Here is a 23,039-nt window from a genome sequence, read left to right as displayed (position 1 = left end):
CCCGGTGGCAACGGCGACCCTGCTGTTGCCGGCACGCAGCCGCTTTGCCGCGGCTGCGCTGCCTGATGACGTGGCGCGTGCCCTGGGCCGCGCCAACGTCTCGCAGTTTGAAGCCGGCGAGCGGGCACAGCTGCAGCGCCATTTCACCGTCGCCGCGCCGCACTGGCCTGTGGCCGCACTGAGCCGCCAGCGTGACGTCGGCGATGCGGCCGGCGCGTGCTGGCTGCGTGCCGACCCGGCCTGCATGGTGCCGGACATGCACGGCGCGCGGATGATGGCCTACGGCGAGACGCTGCGGCCGACCTTGGCGGACTGCCTGGCCCTGTTGCCGGTGCTGCAGCCGCTGTTTGCCGATGCCGGATTCGTGCTCGACGCACCGGATCCTTCGCGCTGGTACCTGCGGCTTCCGATCGACCTGGCGTTGCCTGACTTCGACAGCCCGGATGAGGTGCTCGGCGATGACCTGTTCTCGCACCTGCCGGCAGGCGAGGGCGGCCGTCGTTGGCGGGCGCTGATGACCGAGGCGCAGGTGCTGCTGCACAACCATTCCTGGAACCAGCAGCGCGCCGCGCAGGGACAACAGCCGATCAATTCACTGTGGTTCTGGGGCGGTGGCGTGATGCCGGTGTCGGTCGGCACGCCGCACGCACAGGTGCGCAGCCGCGATGCGCTGCTGCAGGGTCTGGCCCTGGCTGCGGGCGTTGCCGCGGATGGCGAGCAGTCGGTGGATGCATTGGTGGATCTGCGCCAGCTGCGCTCTTTGCAGCAGCTGGGCAATGATGCGATCCGTCCGCTGCTGGCCGCGCTCAAGCGTGGCGAACTGCAGCGGCTGGTGCTGGATTTCGAGGACGGCCTGCAGTTCCAGCTGGATCGCGGACAGCGCTGGCAGTTCTGGAAGAAGCCGCGCCAGCTTCACGAGTGAAGCCGACGCTGCACGCTGCCGCACAGGCGCGTGTGCTGCTGATTGCCCTGTAGAGCCGAGCCCATGCTCGGCTTCATCACTACTGGACGTCCGTAACGTAGGTCGGCAACGCCCAGTGCCTGCGGCTCCGGGTTGAGCAGGAATCACCCAGATACGTCGCGCTCAGGACCAGGCGCGAGCCGTCCCACGCCCAATGCCGGTTCGTGCCGCACGCATTGGTATCGGTCACAACGCCTTCTTCAAGAAATACGGCATGCGGGTAGAGCGGAAACAGCGTGCTTGGGGCGATCAGCGTGGGCGAAAACGGTGGACGATCGCGGATCAGCCAGGTCCCCGCCGGCACGATGTAGCGGTCGGTTGTGCAGTTCAACAGCGCCAGGACATGGCTGGCATCCACCCGTTCGATGCGGAGTTGGCGTGACGACATCCGGTCGCACGCGTTTCCCGCAGCGGCCACTGGTTGCAGCTGCTGCAGCAGATCCGCCCGCTCGGCCAGCTGCGCATCGCTTTCCTGTGCTTCAGCCAGAAGCGGCGGTGCCTTCAGGGGCGGCGCGGCAACCGCAGCCGGGACCTTCGACTCCGGCTGTGAGCCCTTGCGCACCAGCGCGCCCGGAGTATCCAGCCGACCTTGTGCTTCGTCCATCTTCAGCAGCAGCGTGCGGATGCCGCGGTCAGACAGCGGCCACGCGTGACCTGAGGCGTCGCTCATCTCGACGCGCTTGCCCGCCAGCAGTGCTTCAATCATGGCGGTCACGTAGCGGGTGGGCAGCTCCAGACCAGAGTCGAGCGCTTCGCTGTGGCCGATGGCACCGAGGTCCTTTCCGTCCACGTGTAGTCGCAACGTTCCTTCGGGGGCCACCGGCGCAGGGGTCGCAGGCGCGTCCTCGCCGCCCTCGGCCATTGACAGCCGGGCGGTGACCGCCGTGCGCGGCCCGCCACTGCGTTCGATCAGCGCGCTCAGCATCAACGGCGCCAGTGGACCGTAGGCTGCCAGCCGGCAGGTGCGGGTGTTGTCGCAGGCCATCACGCCGTCGCCCTTCGCCAACGAAATGCCCGCCGGTTCGGCAGCCGGGGCAACCGAGGCCATCGTCAGCGACGCCAGCAGCAGCGGCGTGCATAACAGTGAAGAAGCATGCATTCAACGCACCTCGCTGAGCAGGGTTGGCAGCATCCAGTGCCCGCCCGGCATGCCACGGCACAGGCCGGTACTGAACGCACTGCTGGGCTGGAATCTGTGGCCATCCCATACCCAGTCCGAACCGGAAACGCAGTCGCCGATACCGCGGCCCTTGTAGCGCGCGTAGAGCGTGCGTTCGCCGCGCGAGAAGCCCTCTGCTTCCATCGTGACCGTCTGCGGGGCGAACGGGGGCTGGTCGCGCGCGATCCAGAAGCCATTGCTGTAGTTGTACGCGCCCATCTGGCACAGCGCCTGCACCAGTACGTGGTGCTCGTCCAGCCGCTCGATCACCATTTCCGGGGTGCCCGTGTACTCGATCATGCGCGGACAGTCGTCACTGTCGCCGAGCGTGGCGATCAGCGCGTCGCGCAGCGCTTCGCTGCTTCCCAGTTCGCTGTCTCCAGGGTGTGGGGCCACCAGTGCCGCGCTCACGATCACCGGCTTGGCGTGCGCAGCCGGCACGCTCGTTTCGGCATGCGTGCCACGCCGCACCAGGGCGCCGGGTGTTCCGATCCGCCCTTGTGCCTCGTCCATTTTCAGCAGTACGGCGGCAGCCCCACGGTCGGAAATCGGCCAGCGGGTGCCGTTGTTGTCGATGACCTCGATGCGGGCCTGGCCGGGCAGGGCCGCCAGCAGGGCTTCCACCTGCGCGGGCCGCAGCGTCACGACCTCGTCGGCACCGGTGTCCTGCACCGGGCCCAGATCACGGCCGTTCACCTGCAGGCGCATCGCTCCCTCAGGCATTGCGCTTTCGCCATCCTCGCCCACCCGCAGCCGCGCCTTTACTGCCGTACCGGGACCGCCGGCACGTTCCAACATCAGGCCCAGCAGGCTGTCTGCGTTCTCGGGGCCATAACCCGCGGCACGGCAGGTACCGGTGTTGTCGCAGGCCAGGAACCAGTCGTGGTGCACGAACTCGATACCGGCTGTGACCGGCGTGTTTGCGGCATGGCTGGCGAGCGGCAGCAACAGGCCGACAATCAGTGCGGACAACGGGCGATACATGGCGAATTCCGTTTCAGAAGCGAACAAGCATGGGCGATCGCCACCTCTGCGCCAAGCCCGGGAAGAGCCCGGCAAGCCGGGCGGGGTATCATGCCCGGGTCTTCCGTCACCCGGCGATGCCGATGTCCCTTGCCGCCGATGCTGTGCAGCCGTCCTCTGATACGCCGATGATCCGCCGCCGTGATGCGGTCGCACCCGGCAGCTGGCCGGACGGCACGCTGCCACTGCTGGCGCGTCTCTATGCCAGCCGGGGCGCGGGCACACCGGAGCTGGCGCAGCCGAAGCTGGGCAATCTGCACGCCCCCGAACTGCTGACCGGCATCGACGATGCGGTGGGCCTGCTGGTCGAGGCCATCGCCAATGACAAGCGCATCCTGGTGGTCGGCGATTTCGACTGCGATGGCGCCACCGCCTGTGCGGTCGGCGTGCGTGGCCTGCGCATGCTCGGCGCGCAGCATGTCTTCCACGCGGTGCCGAACCGCATGGTGCACGGCTACGGCCTGTCGCCGTCGCTGGTGGAAGAACTGGCCGAGCTGCAGCCGGACCTGCTGGTCACGGTCGACCACGGTATTGCCTGCCATGCCGGCGTGACTGCGGCCAAGGCGCGTGGCTGGCAGGTACTGGTCACCGACCACCATCTGCCGGGCCCGCAGCTGCCGCCGGCCGACGTCATTGTCGATCCGAATCTGGACGGCGACGCCTTCCCCAGTAAATCGCTGGCCGGTGTCGGCGTGATCTTCTACGTGCTGATGGCGCTGCGCCGACAGATGCGCGAAGCCGGTGTCTTTGCCGATGGCAAGGGACCGGACCTGACCACGCTGCTGGACCTGGTGGCGGTCGGCACCGTCGCCGATCTGGTAGCGCTGGACCCGAACAACCGTGCATTGGTGAGCGCGGGCCTGCGCCGTCTGCGCGCAGGGCAGGGCTGTGTCGGCCTGCGTGCGCTGATCGAAGCCAGCGGCCGTGACGCCACGCGACTGACCGCCACTGACATCGGCTTCGCGCTCGGCCCGCGCCTGAACGCGGCGGGCCGGCTGGAAGACATGGCGCTGGGCATCGCGCTGCTGCTGACCGAAGACCCACGCCAGGCGCGCGAGATCGCGCAGACGCTGGAGCAGATCAATTCGGAACGGCGCGCGGTGCAGCAGTCGATGACCGACGACGCCGAGCAGGCATTGACCCGCGTAGTGCTGGACATGGCCGGTCAGCGCCCGGTGGCGGCCTGCCTGTTCGATGCCGATTGGCACCCGGGCGTGGTTGGCCTGGTTGCGTCGAAGATGAAGGATCGCCTGCATCGCCCGGTAATTGCCTTCGCGCCGGCCGAGCCGGGCGCCGACACCCTGCGAGGCTCGGCGCGCTCGATCCCCGGCCTGCACATCCGTGACGCACTGGCGCTGGTCGATGCGCGCCATCCGGGCCTGATCGAACGATTCGGTGGGCATGCCATGGCGGCTGGACTGAGCATGCGGCTGGATCACGTCGATGACTTCAAGGCCGCCTTCGTCGCCGTGGTGCTGGAAATGCTCGACCCGGCGGCACTGCAGCAGCAGGTCCTCAGCGATGGCGAACTGGCCGCGGACGAACTGGACCATCGCCATGCCGATGCGCTGCGTCTGGCGGGCCCGTGGGGCCAGGGCTTCCCCGAGCCGCTGTTCGACGGCTACTTTGAAGTGGCCAACTGGCGCGTGCTGAAGGAGCGCCACCTCAAGCTGGAGCTGCGCCTGCCGGGCGTGCCCGGCACGATCAACGCGATCCATTTCGGTGGCTGGCACGGCAATGCGCCTGGCCGCCACGTGCATCTCGCCTACCGGCTCGCCTGCGACGACTATCGCGGCGGCAGCGCCATCCAGCTGATTGTGGAGCACAGCCTCCCCGCTTGAAGAAAAGGGGACGGAGGGGATTAAGTCGTTTTTGCCTTGTTTGCCAATTGCGACTTGATCCCCTCCGTCCCCTTTTTTGGGACCCCGCCAACCCCGTTCTGGCAGCTCGTGCGTTCAACGGTCTACGATCCCACTGGAGTCCGGTCATGGTCTTCGCCCGATGCTGCACTGTGTTGTTGCTGGCCCTTGTGGCCTGGCCCGCTGGCGCGCAGTCGCCGCCGATCTCCCGGCCGCAGGCCGCCACGCCGCTGCTGATCGCGCCGGCCGCCGAACAACCGGTGCAGCTGCAGCGCGCACGCATTGAAGGCGACGTGCAGGCAGGCGTTGCCCAGACCCGGATCACATTGGAATTCCACAATCCGAACCGGCGCGTGCTGGAGGGCGAGCTGCAGTTGCCGCTGGCCGACGGTCAGCAGATCAGCGGCTTCGCGCTGGATATCAACGGCGAGATGCGTGACGCGGTGCCGGTGCCCAAGAACCGCGGCCGCCAGGTGTTCGAGGAGATCGCCCGTCGGGGCGTCGATCCGGGCCTGCTGGAACAGACCGCTGGCAACCAGTTCCGCCTGCGCATCTACCCGCTGCCGGCCGGTGGCAGTCGGCGCGTGCAGCTGGTGATTCGTGAGCCGTTGGCCTTCACCGGCCACGGTTGGCAGTGGACGCTGCCGCTGCAGTTCGCCGCCGGTGCAGCCTCGGTTGAACTGAAGCTGCAGGCCCCCGGCGCGGCGAGCGCAGGTACGGCGCCATTCCGCATCAGCGCGGGTCAACTGCAGTGGCAGGGCAGGGGCCCTCAGCTGCCGAAGCAGCTGCAGTGGAGCCTGCCGGCAGCCCGCCAGGCACAGGTGCAGGTGGCGCCTTGGGAGGATGGCCATTACCTGCTGGCGCAGCTGCCGGTGGCGGCCAGCAGCACGCCCCGCGCATTGCCCAGCGAGATCGGCCTGCTGTGGGACGGCTCCGGTTCGGCGGGGCAGCGCGATCGCACGCGCGAGTTCGCACTGCTGGATCGCTACTTCGCCGCGATGGGCGACGGCACCGTGGCCTTGACCGTGCTGCGCGATCGCGCCGAGCCGGTAAGGCGCTTCCGCATCCGCGCCGGCAACTGGAGTGAGCTGCGTGCGGCACTGCAGGCCGTACGCCCGGACGGTGCCAGCGCGCTGGCGCAGTGGCAGCCACAGCCAAGCGTGAAGGAATATCTGCTGGTCAGCGATGGCCTGCTGACCTATGGGCCGGAACAGCTGCCGGCGATGGCGGCGGATCAACGCCTGTTTGCGATCAGCAGCGCCGGCGCGCGCACCGATGCCGTGCGACTGCGTGGTTGGAGCGAAGCGCATGGTGGCCGTTTCGTCGCGCTGGGGAAGGATGTCGAATTGGCCGCCGGTGAGCTGCTGTCGTCGCCGCTGGATGTGCAGGTTGATGCAGGGCGCGGCGTGCAGGACGTGGTGATCGATCGACGCAGTGAAGCCCAAGGCTGGTTGTGGCTGCATGCACGACTGGCGGCCGACGGTGTGCCGATGCGGGTGCGCGTGGGTGGGGGCGAATGGCAGGCGCTGCCCGCCACGCAGAAGAGCAACGACGGAGAACTGCTGGCCGGCCTTTGGGCGCAGGCGCGTCTGCAGCAGCTGGCCGCCGACCGCCGTGGCAACCGCGAGGCGATGCAGCGCCTGTCGCAGCAGTTTGGCCTGGTCGGGCCGGATACCTCGCTGATCGTGCTGGAGACGTTGGAGGACTACCTGCGCTATGCGATCCGCCCTTCGGGCACCCTGCGCGCCGAGTACGACGCCAGGTTTGCAGTGCAGGTAAGTGATCGCGCCGCTGCTGATCGCCAGCGCCTGGATGAAGTGGCGGCACGCTGGAAGGAGCGCCAGCAGTGGTGGAACCGCAGCTGGCCAAAGGGAATGCCGCCGCAGGCGAAGGGCGGGGCACTCGAAGTCGCCTCCGCGGACTACGCGATGGAGTCGGCGCCGGTGGCGATGCTCGCCGCGCCGGCCCCTGCGGCACCGCCCGCCCCGGCACCGATGGCCGCCGCCGAGCAGCGCATGGAAGCCAGTAGCGCGCGTGCACGTCGCTCAGCGCCTGCATCGAACAAGGCCCTGGATTCAATCACGGTCACGGGGGGCCGTGTCGCTGCGCCCGTTGCGGCCAACGAGGGCGAGCTCGGCATCCAGCTGGCGGCCTGGCAGCCGGACTCGGCCATCGCCAGGCGCCTGCGCCAGGGCCCGCCGTCGCAACTGTATGACCGCTACCTGGCCGAACGCGATGCCCACACCGACAGCAGCGCATTCTTCCTCGACGTGGCCGATCTGCTGCTGGAGCAGGGGCAGCGCGACCTCGCGCTGCGTGTGCTGTCGAACCTGGCCGAGATGGATCTGGACAACCGGCACCTGCTGCGCGTGCTCGGTTATCGACTGATGCAGGCTGATGCCCCCGCACTGGCGGTGCCGGTGTTCGAGCAGGTGCTGGCGATGGGCCAGGAAGAACCGCAGAGCTTCCGCGACCTGGGCCTGGCACTGGCAGCGGCCGGCAAGCCGCAGCAGGCACTGGCGCCGCTGTACCAGGTGGTGGTGCGGCCATGGGACAGCCGCTTCGACGGCATCGCCCTGATCGCACTGGATGAGCTGACCAACCTGGTGGCCCGCAGCACGCCCCGGCTGGACACCACCAGCATCGACCCGCGCCTGCTGCAGGCGATGCCGCTGGACCTGCGCGTGGTGCTGTCGTGGGATGCCGACAACAGCGACATGGACCTGTGGGTGACCGACCCGAACGGCGAGCGCGCGTACTACGGCAACCGCCTGACCTACCAGGGCGGGCAGATGTCGCAGGATTTCACCGGCGGCTATGGCCCCGAGCAGTTCTCGCTGCGCAACGCCAAGCCCGGCAAGTACAAGGTGGAAGCGAATTACTTCGGCAGCCGCCAGCAGCTGGTGACCGGTGCCACGACCCTGATGCTGCGCCTGACCACCCACTGGGGCACGGCCAAGCAGAAAGACCAGATGGTGACGATGCGATTGAAGGACCGCGCCGAGACCGTGCTGGTGGGCGAGTTCGAGGTGAAATGACTGCTCGGACGCCAGTGTAGAGTCGAGCTTGCTCGACTGCCTCAATGTAGAGCCGAGCCTGCGCTCGGCTCATGTCAGAGGCAGCCGAGCGTTGGCTCGGCTCTACAACTGCGCAGCGTGTGCAACCGGCGATGCTGGCGGATTGGCGCGCAGGCCGAACAGGGGCCGCAGCCAGCGCGTGCGCCGGATCAGCAACTCGTGGATCAGCAGGCAGCCGCCGACGGTGCCGCCCAGCAGCAGCGCTGGCTCCAGCCAAGGGCCCAGCTGCATCGGCTTGAGCCAGAACAGCAGGGCGATGATCAGGCTCTGGTGCAGCATGTACCAGGGATAGATGGCTTCGGTGCAGTACGGCAGCCAGCGGAACGGGCGATCGAGGAAGACCTTTCCCCAGCCGAGGATGGCCAGCAGCGCGGTCCATACGTAAAGCGACTGGCTGGTCCGGACCTGCAGGTCCCAGAACGGTTCGGGCCATTGCCGCAGGGGGGAGTCAGCCGGCAGCACCTGGCCGAGGATGCGCAACCCCAGATACCAGCCGACCGCCGCCAGCGCCAGCCACAGCGTGGTGCGGCGCAGTGAGACCACACTCTGCCAGAACACCGGCTCACGACCGAGCAGGTAGCCGGCCAGGAACACTGTCGCGTACTTCGCGTGCTGGTACCAGTCGCCAAGCAGGGCATTGGTGGACGGATAGATCGGCTCCAGCCAGATCACCCAGGCCAGCAGCAGCGCAGACGGAATTCCGATCAGCAGTATCGGCGAGGCGGCGCAGAACGCGATCGCACGGCGCACCACGGCCGTTCCCAGGAATGGCATCAGCAGGGCCAGGGCCAGCGTGTAGTTCCACAGATAGGCCAGGTACCACAGGTGGTTCCAGGTGATGCCGTACTGCCAGCCGGCGAAGCTGCCTTCCGGCCATGGCCGCACCTGCCAGTAGCGCAACAGGAAGTGGCCGAAGCCCGGCACCACATGGCTGTTGGCCACGCCTTCGCAGTACGGTTGGATCGGTACGATCACGAACATGCCGAACAGCAGGGGCAGCAGCAGCCGCCACGTGCGCAGGCCGGCGAAGCGCAGCAACCTGCCTTCGGGCCGCATCAGTGCAATGGCGATGCCCGAGATCAGGAACAGCAGTGACATCCTCCAGCGATTGACGAACACCATCGGCCACTGCAGCCATTCGGCGGTATGCAGGCTCTTGAGGTGGAAACCCCAGTCATCCACGTAGGCCATGGCGGTGTGGTAGAGGATCAGCAGCGCGAAGGCGAACACGCGCAGGGCGTCGATGTCGTGGCGTCGGGTCATGGTGGTGGTGTGCCGGAGAGTCGACCCAAGGTGACGCCGCCCGGTCCGTGCAGCGACTGCCAAGGGGCTGCCGGAACCCGCGCAGTGACCAATGGCGGGGGTGGCGGGACCAATGGAGCCGCTACCCTTTGGCCATTGAGGCAGGCTGGAGCACCGCAACGACATGGATGCAGCAATGACCCAGGGCCGACCACCGCGCTGGCGCACCACCACCCGGCTGCTGGTCTGGGCAGCGATCCTGTCGGCTTCAGCAGTGACCAATGCGCTGGTGGAAGTGATGGACGCCAGTCGCCGCGGCGCCGATCTCGGCCTGTGGGAACCGATGATCTGGGAGTTCAGCAGCCTCGCCCTGATCCTGTTGACCCTGCCGCTGCTGTGGTGGGGCTGTGAGCGCTGGCCGCTGCATGCCGATACCTGGAAGCGGCGGTTGCCACTGTACCTGCTGGCCAGCGTGGGCTGGTCGTTGCTGCACGTGGTGGGGATGATGGTGCTGCGGCACTTGGCCTATGCGTCGATGGGCTACCGCTACCAGGACGATGCGGGATGGCTGGAGCGTTTTGCCTACGAATACCTGAAGGATATCCGCACCTTCGCGATGTTCGTGGCACTGGAGCATTTCGCCAGCTGGTTCGGGCGGCGCAGGCAGGGTGAGGCGAGCCTGCTGGCCGAGCCCGATGTCGGCCCGCCGGTGGAGCCGGTCGAGCGTCCCCAGCACTTCCTGGTGCGCAAGCTGGGCAAGGAGTTCCTGGTTGCCACGGCCGACGTGGAGTACGCCCAGGCCGCGGGGAACTACGTGAACCTGCGGGTACGCGGCCACGACTACCCGCTGCGGATCACCATGGCGGTGCTGGAGCAGCGGCTGGACCCGGGTGAGTTCCTGCGCCCGCACCGCAGCTGGCTGATCAACCGGGGCCAGCTGCGCTCGATCGAGCCGCTGGAGGGGGGCGAGGCCCTTCTGCACATGGCCGACGGGGCGAAGGTGCCCTGCAGCCGGCGCCAGCTGCCGTTGCTGCGGCAGGCGCTGGGGGCAGGGTAAGGCCCTCATTCCGGGCATCCCCTGCCTGCGGTATCATTACCAGTCATCTTTTGAATGCATAACCGCCGACATGATCGAACTGAATCCTGTCCGCCAGCGCATCACCGATCTGACTGATCGCGTGCTGTCGCTTCGGGGGTATCTTTGACTACGACGCCAAGAAAGAGCGTCTTGAAGAAGTAACGCGGGAGCTGGAAAGCCCCGACGTCTGGAACAACGCCGAGTACGCCCAGAACCTGGGCCGCGAGCGCTCCAGCCTGGAAAAGACCGTGGGCGGCATCGCCTCGGTGCTGGACGGCCTCACCGACGCGACCGAACTGCTGGAGCTGGCCGAGTCCGAGCAGGACGAGGACACCGCGCTGGCCGTGGTCGCCGACCTGGACAAGCACCAGTCGCACGTCGAGAAGCTGGAATTCCAGCGCATGTTCTCCGGCGAGATGGACAATGCTGCCGCATTCGTCGACATCCAGGCCGGTGCTGGTGGCACCGAAGCCCAGGATTGGGCCGAGATCCTGCTGCGCATGTACCTGCGCTGGTGTGAATCGCGCGGCTGGAAGACCGAGCTGATGGAAGTCTCCGGTGGCGACGTCGCCGGCATCAAGTCGGCCACGCTGCGCGTGGAAGGCGACTATGCCTATGGCTGGCTGAAGACCGAGACCGGCGTGCACCGCCTGGTGCGCAAGTCGCCGTTCGACTCGGACAACCGCCGCCACACCAGCTTCACCTCGGTGTTCGTGTCGCCGGAAATCGATGACAACATCGACATCACCATCAACCCGGCCGACCTGCGTACCGACGTGTACCGTTCGTCCGGTGCCGGTGGCCAGCACGTGAACAAGACCGAGTCGGCGGTGCGTATCACCCACATCCCGACCAACATCGTTGTGGCCTGCCAGACCGGCCGCAGCCAGCACCAGAACCGCGACAACGCGATGAAGATGCTGGCCGCCAAGCTGTACGAGCTGGAGATCCAGAAGCGCAACGCCGAGAAGGACGCGGTGGAAGCCACCAAGTCCGACATCGGCTGGGGTAGCCAGATCCGCAACTACGTGCTGGACCAGAGCCGCATCAAGGACCTGCGCACCGGCATCGAGCGTTCAGATACGCAGAAGGTGCTGGATGGCGACCTGGACGAGTTCGTCGAGGCCAGCCTGAAGGCCGGCCTGGCTGTGGGCTCCAAGCGCGTCGATGCCTGATCGGCGCGCCTGCGCGGATATCGTCACCCTCGTGCGCAACGCCGAGGGTGGTCGATCACGCGTCCTGTAGAGCTGAGCCATGCTCAGCTGCTTTTCGCGGGGTAGCAGATGCGTCGAGCATGGCTCGACGCTACAACGGGCACGGCGGTAGCGATGATGCGCAGCGAAAGTGAACGCAAGGAACTGGGTGGCTTCCTCAAGGCCTGCCGCGCCCGTGTCGATCCCGCCACGCTCGGCCTTCCGGCCGGGCGCCGGCGCACCCCGGGCCTGAAGCGCGAGGAAGTGGCGCTGGCCATCGGCGTAAGCGTCAGCTGGTACACCTGGATCGAGCAGGGCCGCGAAGTGCGTGCCTCGCCCGAGGTGCTTGAGCGCCTGGCGCAGGTGCTGCGCATGAGCGACGACGAACGCGCCTATGCGTTCGCGTTGTCCGGCTATGGCGTGCCGCTGGAGTCACCGGACGAGAGCGTGACCGACGGCCTGCGTCAGCTGGTGGAAGCGATGCAGCCGATCCCTGCGTATGTGCGCAATACCCGCTTCGACATCCTGGCCTGGAACCCGGCCATCGCCGAGCTGTTCGTGGACTACAGCCAGCTGGCGCCGCATGAGCGCAACACGCTGCGACTGATGTTCCTGTACCCGCCGTACCGCACGCTGATCCTCAACTGGGAAGAAATGACCCGCGGCCTGCTGGCAGGTTTCCGTGCGGCGATGGCGCAGGCGCCGGACAAGGCGCCGTTCCTGGCGCTGGTGGAGGACATTGCCGCGCATAGCGAGGAATTCCGTCAGTGGTGGCCGGAGCACGACGTGCGGCGGTTCGATGAAGGTGCGAAGAAGTTGAACCATCCCACGCGCGGGTTGCTGGACCTGCAGTACGTGGCGCTGGTGCCGGAGAGCCGGCACGACCTTTCCCTGGTTACTTACCTGCCGCGTAGGTAGGTTGGTCGGCAGGGCTGCGCCCTGCACCCGCAGAGGCCGAAGCAACGGCAACAGCAAAGGCGGGCATTCCGTGGGATGGCGGGGCGGCGTGGGTTGGCAGGACACGCCGTAAACCCATCCATGGGGGCTCGATGGCGCCATCCATGGCGCCAACGGTCCTGCCAACCCACACCGCCCCACCTCTGACAGATTTCGCGCGGCTGTTGGTAGGTGCCTACCTTGGTCGACACATCTGTCAGATATCGAAAGAAATTTCGGGGTCAGATCCGTTTTCCATAGGAAAACGGATCTGACCCCAAGAGTATTTCCGACAGATCGCGGAAAACTGTCGAAGGCGGGGTGGGTCCGGTTGCGGGGGCGTGAGCGCCATGGATGGCGCGACCGAGGCTACATGGACGTATTCACGCCGTCCCCCGCAACCGGACCCACCCCGCCATCCCACGGAATGCAGGCCTTTGACCTTGACGTTGCCCTGGCCTCTGCGGGTGCAGGGCGCAGCCCTGCCGGCACCTATCCCCATTCAGACAGGTAAGTGCAGGTCACAGGATAAGCAGACGCCTTGTTGCCTCCGCCAATCGGGTCCACATTCCAGGGCAGAAGACGGGCCGCTGCCCGTTGCCGAGACAACAGGAGCCCTGCATGTCCGCTGCCCCCACCACCGCCATTTCCCGCGATCCGGCCACCGGCCAGCAGATCGCCAGCCACCCCTTCGCTACCGACGCCGAACTGGAAGCCATCCTCGATCGCGGTCAGGTCGGCTTCGCGGCCTGGAGCGCCAAGAGCCTCGAACAGCGCGCGGATGTACTGCGTGCGATGGCCGCGGTACTGCGCCGCGACCGTGAAAAGCTGGCTGCGCTGGCTACCGCCGAAATGGGCAAGGTCCAGGCCGAATCCCTGGCCGAGATCGAGAAATGCGCCGTGCTGTGCGACTGGTACGCAGACAACGGTGCGCAGTTCCTGCGCGACGAACCGACCCAAGTGCCCGACGACAAGGCCTACGTGTCCTACCTGCCGCTGGGCGTGGTGCTGGGTATCATGCCGTGGAACTTTCCGTACTGGCAGGTGATGCGCGCAGCGGTGCCGATCCTGATGGGCGGCAACGGCTTCCTGCTGAAGCCGGCCGAGAACATCGTCGGTACCGCGCAGCTGCTCGACACGGCGTGGCGTGATGCTGGGCTGCCGGAAGGCACCTTCATCGCCGCCAACATCAGCCGCGACGGCACCAGCCGTGCAATTGCCGATGACCGCATCGCGGCGGTGACTCTGACTGGCAGCGTGGCGGCCGGCCGCAGCATCGCCGCCCAGGCCGGGCAGGCGCTGAAGAAAGTGGTGCTGGAGCTGGGCGGCTCGGATCCGTTCATCGTGCTGGCCGACGCCGATCTGGACGCTGCCGTCGATGCGGCGGTGGCCTCACGCTTCCAGAACACCGGGCAGGTCTGCATCGCCGGCAAGCGCATCATCGTTGAAGACGCGGTATACGACCGTTTCGTGGCGCAGTTCTGCCAGAAGGTGCAGGCGCTGACCATCGGTGATGGCCGTGAAGCGGGTAATCGCATTGGTCCGATGGCACGCCAGGACCTGTTGGAACAGCTGGATGCGCAGGTGCGCGCCTCGGTGGACGCGGGCGCAAAGCTGCTGGTCGGTGGCCATCAGCTGGATCGCCCGGGTGCGTTCTACGCACCCACCGTGCTGGCCGACGTGGAGCCGGGCATGCAGGCCTTCGATACCGAGACCTTCGGGCCGGTGGCCTCGATCAGCCGCGCCCGTGATGCCGACCATGCGGTGGAGCTGGCCAACCAGAGCGAGTTCGGCCTCAGCGGCAACCTGTGGAGCGGCGACCGCGCCCGTGCGATGCAGCTGGCGCGCCGGCTGCAGACCGGCGGCGTGTTCGTCAACGGATTCTCTGCTTCGGACCCGCGCGTGCCGATCGGGGGCGTGAAGAAGAGCGGCTTCGGCCGCGAACTCTCGCACTTCGGCATCCGCGAGTTCGTCAACGCGCAGACGGTCTGGTTCGACAAGCGTTGACGCGCAGCTTCCATCCTTCCTGCAACGATCCATCATCAGTCCAGCGAAAAGGACGGCATTCCAATGTCCAAGGGTTCAGATCTGCTTGTCGCCGCGCTTGAGAACGAAGGCGTCGAGCGTATTTTCGGCATCCCCGGCGAAGAGAATCTCGACGTGGTCGAGTCGCTGCGCCATTCCAGCATCGAGCTGGTCATCACCCGCCACGAGCAGGCAGCGGTATTCATGGCGGCCACCTATGGCCGCCTGACCGGCAAGCCCGGGGTGTGCCTGGCCACGCTGGGGCCGGGCGCGCTGAACTTCACCACCGGCGCCGCCTACGCGCTGCTCGGTGCGTGGCCGGTCATCATGATCACTGGCCAGAAGGGCATCGTGGCCAGCAAGCAGGCACGCTTCCAGATCGTCGACATCGTCAGCACGATGAAGCCACTGACCAAGCAGGCGCGGCAGATCGTCTCGGCGCGCACCATCCCGACGATCGTGCGCGAGGCATTCCGCACCGCGCTGGAAGAGCGCCCGGGCCCGGTGCTGCTGGAGCTGCCCGAAGACATCGCGGCCGATGAGGTCGGGGACGTGGCGCTGATTCCGCCGCACGCGGTGGATCGTCCGATTGCCAGTCCGGAGGCGCTGGACCGCGCGGCGGAGATCATCCGCAACGCCAAGCGACCGTTGCTGATGATCGCTTCTGCGGCGTCGCGGCCGCAGTCCAGCGAAGCGCTGTCGGCGTTCGTGCTGCGTGCCGGTATTCCGTTCTTCACCACGCAGATGGGCAAGGGCGCGGTGGCCGGCGGCTCGGGCCTGTACATGGGCACGGCCGCGCTGACCGAGCGCGACTACGTGCACATGGCCATCGACCAGGCCGATGTGATCGTGACCATCGGCCACGAGGTGACCGAGAAGCCGCCGTTCGTGATGCGTCCGGGTGGGCCGACCGTGATCCATATCGGCTATTCGCAGGCGGCGGTGGAGCAGGTGTACTTCCCGCAGGTGGAAGTGATCGGCGATATCGGCCGCTCGCTGACCCAGGTGGCCGACCGCATCGAAGGCGCGGTGCCGAACGCCGATGCGCTGCTGCCGTTGCGCGCGACCATCCTGGAGCACCTGGCCGCCCGTGCCGAGGAGGACGGCTTCACGCCTCAGCGGCTGGTGCATGACGTGCGCCAGGTGATGCCGCCGGACGGCATCGTGGCGCTGGACAACGGCATGTACAAGATCTGGTTTGCGCGTAACTACCGCACCCAGGTGGCCAACACGCTGCTGCTGGACAACGCGCTGGCGACCATGGGTGCGGGTCTGCCGTCGGCGATCATGGCTTCGATCCTGTATCCGCAGCGCCGGGTGCTGGCGGTATGTGGCGATGGCGGCTTCATGATGAACAGCCAGGAGCTGGAGACCGCCCGACGGCTGGGCCTGAACCTGGTGGTGCTGATCCTCAACGATGGGGCCTACGGCATGATCCGCTGGAAGCAGGCGGTGGATGGCTTCACCGACTACGGCATGACCTTCAGCAACCCCGATTTCGTGAAGTACGCGCAGGCCTATGGCTGCAAGGGTCATGAGGTGACCGCCATCGAGCAGTTCATTCCGACCCTGGAGGCGGCGTTCAACGAGGGCGGGGTGCACCTGGTATCGGTGCCGGTGGATTACTCGGAAAACCAGCGGGTGCTGGTGGACGAGCTGCGGCAGGCCTTCCCGGGGAACGGCTGAGGTAGCGCCGGGCCACGCCCGGCGGATTCGTGCGCCGACCGACCGCCGGGCATGGCCAGGCGCTACCGGGCGCTGCCGGGCGCTGCCGGGGCCGGGGCGGGGCGGTTTTGGTATGCTGGGCAACCGGCTGTGCCGGGTGCAACATCCCCCCTCACTACACGATTCCCGCAGATCCATGAGCGAAGCTACCGATACCCCCCCCGTTGACGAAAACAAGTTGATCGCCGAGCGCCGCGAGAAACTCAAAACGCTGCGTGGGCAGGGCATCGCGTACCCGAACGACTTCCGTCGCGAGGACTTCGCCGGCCGCCTGCAGGAAGAGTTCGCCGATGCCGAACAGTGGACCGCCGAGGCCCTGGAAGGCAACGGCCGCCAGGTGAAGATGGCGGGCCGCCTGATGGCCAAGCGCATCATGGGCAAGGCCAGTTTCGCGCAGATCCAGGACGAGTCCGGTCGCATCCAGCTGTTCCTGCAGGGCACGGTGCTGGGCGATGCCTATACCGCCTTCAAGGGCTGGGACGTGGGCGACATCATCGCCGTCGAAGGCGGCCTGACCCGGACCAAGACCGGCGAGCTGTCGGTCAAGGCCGAATCGATCCGCCTGCTGACCAAGTCGCTGCGACCGCTGCCGGACAAGTGGCATGGCCTGGCCGACGTCGAGCAGCGCTATCGCCAGCGCTACGTCGACCTGATCGTGACCCCGGAATCGCGCGCGGTGTTCATCAAGCGCTCGAAGACCATCCGCGCCATGCGCGCGTGGCTGGACAACCGCGACTTCCTGGAAGTCGAGACGCCGATGATGCATTACATCCCCGGCGGCGCGGCGGCCAAGCCGTTCACCACCCACCACAACGCGCTGGACCTGGACCTGTACCTGCGCGTGGCGCCGGAGCTGTACCTCAAGCGCCTGACCGTGGGTGGCCTGGAGCGCGTGTACGAGATCAACCGCAACTTCCGCAACGAAGGCGTCAGCACCCGCCACAATCCGGAATTCACCATGATGGAGCTGTACGAGGCCTATGCCACGTACAACGAGATCATGGACCTGACCGAAGGCGTGATCCGTGACGTGGCCCAGGCGGTCAACGGCGGCACCGAGGTGGAGTGGGACGGTGCGAAGATCGACCTGGGCCCGGCGTTCCGCCGCTGGCGCATGGACGAGGCGGTGCGTCACCACAACCCGGAAATCTCTGCGGCCGACTGCACCGACCGCGACGCGCTGCTGCGCCATTGCGAGCGCTTGAAGATCCGAGTCAAGCCGTCCTACGGCTGGGGCAAGCTGCTGCTGGAGATCTTCGAGGCCACTGTCGAGCACACCCTGATCCAGCCGACCTTCATCACCGACCACCCGGTGGAAGTCTCGCCGCTGGCCCGCGCCAACGATAACGATCCGGGCTACACCGACCGCTTCGAGCTGTTCGTCAACGGCAAGGAGCTGGCCAACGGCTTCTCCGAGTTGAACGACCCGGAAGACCAGGCCCAGCGCTTTCAGGCCCAGGTAGCGGCGAAGGAGGGTGGCGACGACGAGGCCATGCACTACGACGCCGACTACATCCGTGCGCTGGAGTACGGCATGGCCCCGACCGGCGGCCTCGGCATCGGCGTCGATCGCCTGGTGATGCTGCTGACCGGCAGCAGCTCGATCCGCGACGTGCTGCTGTTCCCGTACATGCGTCCGGAGCAGTAAGTCGTCTTTTTGACTCCTGTTTGTGCGCGCCGTCGCGAAATGAGACGGCGCGATTGACGCCTCCCGCACTCGGCGTATCGTTAATGCACTACCTTGACGTCTGTTATGGCTTGATCGGCGCCAGGGGGAGTGCGCATTGTGGAGAGTCCGCTTCACAATGTGATGACGATCATGAACCGGGACGCATGACACGGGAGTCAGGCCGATGCAGGGTGCGAGCGTTCGCAGCGGCAGGGTATCCTCGCCTGCTGATGATCCAGCATGGTCGAGAAACCAGGCAGAGTACGCGTTGAACATCGTCATTGTTGACGACCAGACGTCCGCCCGGACGATGCTGCGTCACGTCATCGAGGACATCGCGCCCGAACTGAGCGTGTATGACTTCGGTGATCCGCTGACCGCATTGGCCTGGTGCGAGGCGCATCCGGTCGACCTGCTGCTGCTCGATTACCGCATGCCAGAGATGGACGGGCTGGAGTTCGCCCGCCGTTTCCGCCGCCTGCCCAAGCATCGCGACATTCCGGTGATCCTGATCACCGTGGTCGGTGACGAGCCGATTCGTCAGGCGGCGCTGGAAGCGGGGGTCATCGACTTCCTGGTCAAGCCGATCCGCCCGCGCGAACTGCGCGCGCGCTGCTACAACCTGCTGCAACTGCGCCAGCAGACCGAGAACGTGAAGCAACGCGCGTTGTCGCTGGAGCAGCGCTTGCTGGCAAGCATGCACGAGGTGGAGGAACGCGAACGCGAGACCCTGTCGCGATTGGCGCGGGCGATCGAGTTCCGTGATGCCGGCACCAGTGCCTACCTCGAGCGCATGGCGCGCGTGGCAGGGCTGATCGCCGAGCAGCTGGGCCTGCCCGAAGACGACGTGCGCCTGATCGAGATGGCGGCGCCGCTGCATGACATGGGCAAGATCGCCATTCCCGATGCCGTGCTGCTCAAGCAGGGCAAGCTCAACGACGAGGAGCTGGCGATCATGCGCCGTCACCCGCGCATCGGCCATGAACTGCTCAGCGGCAGCCAGAACCGCTTCATCCAGGTCGGCGCATTGATCGCGCTGCGCCACCACGAACGTTACGACGGCAGCGGCTACCCGGATGGGCTGGTCGGTGAGGCGATTCCGCTGGAAGCGCGCATCGTCGCCGTGGCCGATGTCTTTGACGCACTCATCTCACCCCGTCCGTACAAGGAAGCATGGACCATGGAAGCCACACTGGCTTATCTGTACGCCCAGCGTGGCCGACTGTTCGACCCGCGCTGCGTGGATGCGCTGATGCGCGGTCACCAGCAGTTGATGGATATCTGCGCCCAGCACTCGACGGCATCGACGCGACCGGGTGGGTGACATGCAGGACCTGTTCGCACGCGTGAGGCGTCGGCTGGCGCAGCGTCCGGATTCGGAACATGGCCAGGCGATCGTGCGGGTGGTGCTGATCTCGCTGATCCTGCTCTATGTACTGTTGTCCGGTGCCCGCCTGCACCGGCTGGACCAGTACCAGGGCGTGCTGGCAACGGTGCTGACCGGGCTGGGCCTGTCGTTGCTGCTGTGCGGTTGGCTGCTGTGGAAGCCTGAGCGCTCGGACCCGCGGCGCGTGGCCGGGATGCTGGCCGATTACGGCCTGATCGCGGTCGGCATGATCCAGATGGGCGAGCCGCTGGCGTGGGTGTATGCGGTGGTGATGTGGGTCACGGTGGGCAACGGCCTGCGCTTCGGGCCGCGCTACCTGGCCGCTGCCATCGTGCTGGCGATGGTCAGTTTCGGCACCACCGTGCTGTTGACCCCTTACTGGCAGGCCAACCTGGGCCTGGCCATTTCCCTGTGGTTGGGGTTGCTGGCAGTACCGTTGTGCTGCTCCTCCCTGCTGCGCCGAAGGATGCGACATCCTACCATGGATACGACGCCCGCCGCTGGCTCCGACAAGCGCTCGCTGCTGGCCCGCTTCAAGCAGCGCCTGTCCGGGCGCGAGGACAGCGAGCACGCGCAGAACCTGATCCGCATCATCATCACGGCGCTGTTCATCAGCTATCTCGGCTGGCGTTCGCTGAGCGGTGGCGGTGAAGCGCTGACGACGACGTGGCTGATCCTCGCCTTCGAGCTGACCATTTCCGCCGGCCTGCTGACCGCGATCCTGGTCAATCCGGGCGTGTCGCATGTGCGCCGGGTGATCGGCATGCTGACCGACTACACCTGCATGGCCTGGATCATGACGATCCAGGGCGAGCCGGCGGCACCGCTGTATGCGGTGATGCTGTGGGTCACGATCGGCAACGGCATGCGCTACGGCAGCACCTACCTGCGCGTGGCTACTGCCATGGGCTGCCTGGCCTTCCTGTGCACGGTGATGCTGTCGCCATACTGGCGCGGCCACGACTATCTGGGCTGGGGCCTGCTGCTGGGCCTGGGCGCGATTCCGCTGTACTTCGATTCGTTGCTGCATGCCTTGACCCGGGCGGTGGCCGAGGCGCGCCAGGCCAATGAGGCCAAGAGCCGCTTCCTGGCCAACATGAGCCATGAATTCCGCACGCCGTTGAACGGGCTGGCCGGCATGACCGAGGTGCTGGCCACCACCCGCCTGGACGATGAACAGCGCGAGTGCCTGAACACCATACAGGCCTCGACCCGCAGCCTGCTGGCGCTGGTGGAAGAGGTGCTGGACATCTCCGCGATCGAAGCCGGCAAGGTGCGCGTGGAGTGGCACGAGTTCGCGCTGGCCGATGTGCTGCAGGCGATCAACCTGATCCTGACCCCGCAGACCCGCTCCAAATCGCTGGACTATCGCGTGCAGGTGGACGACAACGTGCCGCCGCGCCTGCTGGGTGATGCCGGGCATCTGCAGCAGATTCTGCTGAACCTGATGGGCAACGCGGTCAAGTTCACCGACAGCGGCTACGTGCATCTGCGCGTGTCCAGCCCCGATGCGCTGGGCAGCGAGCGGATGCGCCTGCGATTCGAGATCGTCGATACCGGCATCGGCGTGCCGATGGCGTTGCGCGGGCGCCTGTTCAATGCCTTCGAGCAGGGCGATGTCGGCCTGGCCCGTCGCCATGAAGGCACCGGTCTGGGCACGGCCATTGCCAAGGGCCTGGTCGAGTCGATGGGCGGGCAGGTCGGCTATGCGCCGAACAGCCCGCGCGGCAGCGTGTTCTGGGTCGAGATCACGCTGGACGTCGCAGACACCTCATCAGCCCCGGCGGTTCCGTCCGAGGTGGCTGAAGCTGGGAATGTCATCGCGTTTTCCAATCCCTTCCTGCGCCATCGTGCACGGGTGCGCAGCCTGCGGGTTCTGGTAGCCGACGACCACGAAGCCAACCGCATGGTGCTGCAGCGGTTGCTGGAGAAGGCCGGCCACAAGGTCACCTGCGTCAATGGCGGCGCCGAAGTGCTGGATGCGTTGGAGCAGGCCAGTTACGACGCAGCGATCGTCGACCTGCACATGCCCGGCATGAGCGGACTGGACCTGCTCAAGCAGTTGCGGGTGATGCAGGCCAGTGGCATGCCTTACGTTCCCGTCATGGTGCTGAGCGCGGACGTCACCCCCGAGTCCATCCTGCGTTGCGAGCAGGCCGGTGCCCGCGCCTTCCTTGCCAAGCCCGTGGTGGCCACCCGCCTGCTTGAAGTGCTGGCCGATGTCGCCGCCAACACCCGCGCCGAGTCCGGCATCCAGTCGGTGCCGGCATTGCCGGTCGGCGATGGCGTGCTCGATACCGCAGTACTGGACGAGCTGGCGTCGCTGGGCATGGGCGATGGCTTCGAACGCAAGTTCATCGACCAATGCCTGGCGGACGTCGACGCGAGCATGGGCCAGCTGCAGGGCTGCGGCGAGCGCCAGGCCTGGGAGGATTTCCGCGAGCATGCACACGCGCTGCGCGGTGTGGCGAGCAACCTGGGGCTTGTCCAGGTTGCCGCCTCCAGTGGCGAAATCATGCGCATGGCGGACTGGCAGCTGAAGGGTGAATGGAGCGCCCGCCTCGGCAGCCTGGCGACCGCCCTGCGCAACGGCAGGAATGCGTTGGCTGCCCGTAGCGCGGGGGCACCGCACCGCGACGACAGCGAGCGCAGCCCGTCCTGACCCGCCAGACGCTCAGGCCGGGTCGCCATTGCGCCGGGCCTGCGCCCGTACCAGCCGATCCATGGTGCGCAGGGACTTCTCGCCGAGCTGCATGGCGGTGTCCACCCAGATCTCGGTGATCCGCATCATTTCATGCAGCGGCACCATGGTGGCGATCTCGTTGACCTCACGCATCGCTGCCCATGCGTGCGGAATGCGTCGGCTTTCCTTGATCACCTGTTCGACTGCGGCAACGCCTTCGCCCACCGGCACCACGATGTCGACCAGGCCCATCTCCTTCAGCTGGCTGGCGGTGTAGAGGTTGCCTTCCAGCATGATCTTCTCGGCGTGGCGCGGGCTGATCCGCTGGCACAGGAAGGAGTAGGCGCCCATGCCCGGGAACAGGTCGAACAGCACCTCGGGCAGGCCCATCAGCACGCCTTCCTCGGCGACGATGGTATGGCAGCTGAGTGCGGCCTCGAAGCCGCCACCCAGTGCATTGCCCTGGACCAGGGCGATGCTGTGGGCACGGGTGCCCAGGCCGGCATGGAAGGCATGCACGCCGCGCACGCAGCGCTGGGCGTAGTCGAGCAGGCGGGCGCGGTCGCCTTCGCGGATCAGGCGGCAGAACAGTTCGAGGTCGCCCCCCAGGTTGAACACGTCGCTGTCCGAGGCAAGGACGACATGGGGTGACAGGGCGTGCGAGGCGCTGAGGCGGTCGCCCAGGTCGCGCTGGTAGTCGACGATGTCATCGACCAGGCGCGAGGCGAAGCACGGCCGGCCCGGCTGGTTGACCAGGTTGGCGTGCATGTGGATCCAGTAGACATCCCGCTCGGGCTCCTCGGTGATACGCAGGGTAGGGTGCTGCGAGGGGCGGGTGATGATGGGGCGTACTGCGGACATGGGAGTTCTCCGTGTGACCGTCCGGCCAACCGCAGAGCGGACGGAGAGGAGTGAGGGGGCGGGCTGAACGTGCGGCGGCGACTGATTCTATGCACCCGTCGTGAACCGCCCGCAAGCGCTGTACCGGCCATGTTCCGGCAATAAAAAGACCCCGCCGTCTC

The 23,039-nt window shown here is 66.8% G+C and carries 15 protein-coding genes; 11 read left to right on the top strand and 4 right to left on the bottom strand.

The features are described 5' to 3' along the window. Positions 1-4 precede the first annotated feature (4 nt). Positions 5-922, top strand: coding sequence for a phosphoglycerate mutase (locus N5D20_RS10050; protein WP_197579400.1), 918 nt, complete (start codon positions 5-7; stop codon positions 920-922). Positions 923-1,001: 79 nt separating this feature from the next. On the opposite strand, the gene N5D20_RS10045 is transcribed toward N5D20_RS10050, so the two are convergent. Then, the gene (locus N5D20_RS10045) at positions 1,002-2,009 is read right to left on the bottom strand and encodes a DUF1176 domain-containing protein (RefSeq protein WP_279925076.1); all 1,008 of its coding nucleotides are present in this window, start codon (positions 2,007-2,009) and stop codon (positions 1,002-1,004) included. A 51-nt stretch (positions 2,010-2,060) separates the two neighbouring features. Further along, positions 2,061-3,104 (bottom strand): DUF1176 domain-containing protein, encoded by a 1,044-nt coding sequence (locus N5D20_RS10040; RefSeq protein ID WP_197579402.1) that lies wholly within the window; start codon positions 3,102-3,104, stop codon positions 2,061-2,063. 122 nt (positions 3,105-3,226) lie between these two features. On the opposite strand from N5D20_RS10040, the gene recJ reads away from it, so the two are divergent. After that, positions 3,227-4,984: a single-stranded-DNA-specific exonuclease RecJ gene (gene recJ, locus N5D20_RS10035; RefSeq protein WP_197579403.1), complete on the top strand. Its 1,758-nt coding sequence runs from the start codon at positions 3,227-3,229 to the stop codon at positions 4,982-4,984. Positions 4,985-5,130: 146 nt separating this feature from the next. Continuing rightward, positions 5,131-8,040, top strand: coding sequence for a VIT domain-containing protein (locus N5D20_RS10030; RefSeq protein WP_197579404.1), 2,910 nt, complete (start codon positions 5,131-5,133; stop codon positions 8,038-8,040). A 102-nt stretch (positions 8,041-8,142) separates the two neighbouring features. Here N5D20_RS10030 and N5D20_RS10025 read toward each other — a convergent pair whose 3' ends face one another. Further along, positions 8,143-9,342: an acyltransferase family protein gene (locus tag N5D20_RS10025; RefSeq protein WP_197579405.1), complete on the bottom strand. Its 1,200-nt coding sequence runs from the start codon at positions 9,340-9,342 to the stop codon at positions 8,143-8,145. Positions 9,343-9,517: 175 nt separating this feature from the next. Between N5D20_RS10025 and N5D20_RS10020 the strand changes: the two genes are divergently transcribed. The 8 genes from N5D20_RS10020 (at position 9,518) to N5D20_RS09985 (ending at position 21,996) form a co-directional block, all read left to right on the top strand. Beyond that, positions 9,518-10,378, top strand: a complete 861-nt coding sequence (locus tag N5D20_RS10020) for a LytTR family DNA-binding domain-containing protein (RefSeq protein WP_197579406.1) — start codon at positions 9,518-9,520, stop codon at positions 10,376-10,378. 70 nt (positions 10,379-10,448) lie between these two features. Further along, positions 10,449-11,574, top strand: a protein-coding gene (gene prfB, locus N5D20_RS10015; protein ID WP_197579407.1) for a peptide chain release factor 2 whose coding sequence is annotated in 2 segments (ribosomal slippage) — positions 10,449-10,523 and positions 10,525-11,574 — 1,125 coding nt in all. Because the reading frame shifts where the segments join, the coding sequence is not laid out codon by codon here. 153 nt (positions 11,575-11,727) lie between these two features. Then, on the top strand, positions 11,728-12,510 hold the full coding sequence (locus N5D20_RS10010) for a helix-turn-helix transcriptional regulator (protein WP_024958346.1): 783 nt from the start codon (positions 11,728-11,730) through the stop codon (positions 12,508-12,510). A gap of 639 nt (positions 12,511-13,149) precedes the next feature. Next, complete coding sequence (locus N5D20_RS10005) at positions 13,150-14,535, top strand: NAD-dependent succinate-semialdehyde dehydrogenase (RefSeq protein ID WP_197579521.1); 1,386 nt, start codon at positions 13,150-13,152, stop codon at positions 14,533-14,535. Between the two features lie 63 nt (positions 14,536-14,598). Further along, positions 14,599-16,239, top strand: a complete 1,641-nt coding sequence (locus N5D20_RS10000; protein ID WP_197579520.1) for an acetolactate synthase large subunit — start codon at positions 14,599-14,601, stop codon at positions 16,237-16,239. 175 nt (positions 16,240-16,414) lie between these two features. Further along, on the top strand, positions 16,415-17,926 hold the full coding sequence (lysS, locus tag N5D20_RS09995) for a lysine--tRNA ligase (protein WP_279915158.1): 1,512 nt from the start codon (positions 16,415-16,417) through the stop codon (positions 17,924-17,926). Between the two features lie 205 nt (positions 17,927-18,131). Next, complete coding sequence (locus N5D20_RS09990) at positions 18,132-19,271, top strand: two-component system response regulator (RefSeq protein ID WP_006364528.1); 1,140 nt, start codon at positions 18,132-18,134, stop codon at positions 19,269-19,271. Between the two features lies 1 nt (position 19,272). Continuing rightward, positions 19,273-21,996, top strand: coding sequence for a response regulator (locus N5D20_RS09985; RefSeq protein WP_279915157.1), 2,724 nt, complete (start codon positions 19,273-19,275; stop codon positions 21,994-21,996). A 12-nt stretch (positions 21,997-22,008) separates the two neighbouring features. Here N5D20_RS09985 and N5D20_RS09980 read toward each other — a convergent pair whose 3' ends face one another. Continuing rightward, positions 22,009-22,878: a crotonase/enoyl-CoA hydratase family protein gene (locus N5D20_RS09980; protein ID WP_010482500.1), complete on the bottom strand. Its 870-nt coding sequence runs from the start codon at positions 22,876-22,878 to the stop codon at positions 22,009-22,011. Positions 22,879-23,039 lie beyond the last annotated feature (161 nt).

The sequence above is a fragment of the Stenotrophomonas sp. GD03877 genome, from assembly GCF_029840555.1.
In the GTDB taxonomy this organism is placed as follows: domain Bacteria; phylum Pseudomonadota; class Gammaproteobacteria; order Xanthomonadales; family Xanthomonadaceae; genus Stenotrophomonas; species Stenotrophomonas geniculata.
Note: the sequence above shows the minus strand (reverse complement) of the source record. Positions and strands in the feature narration are given on the sequence as shown.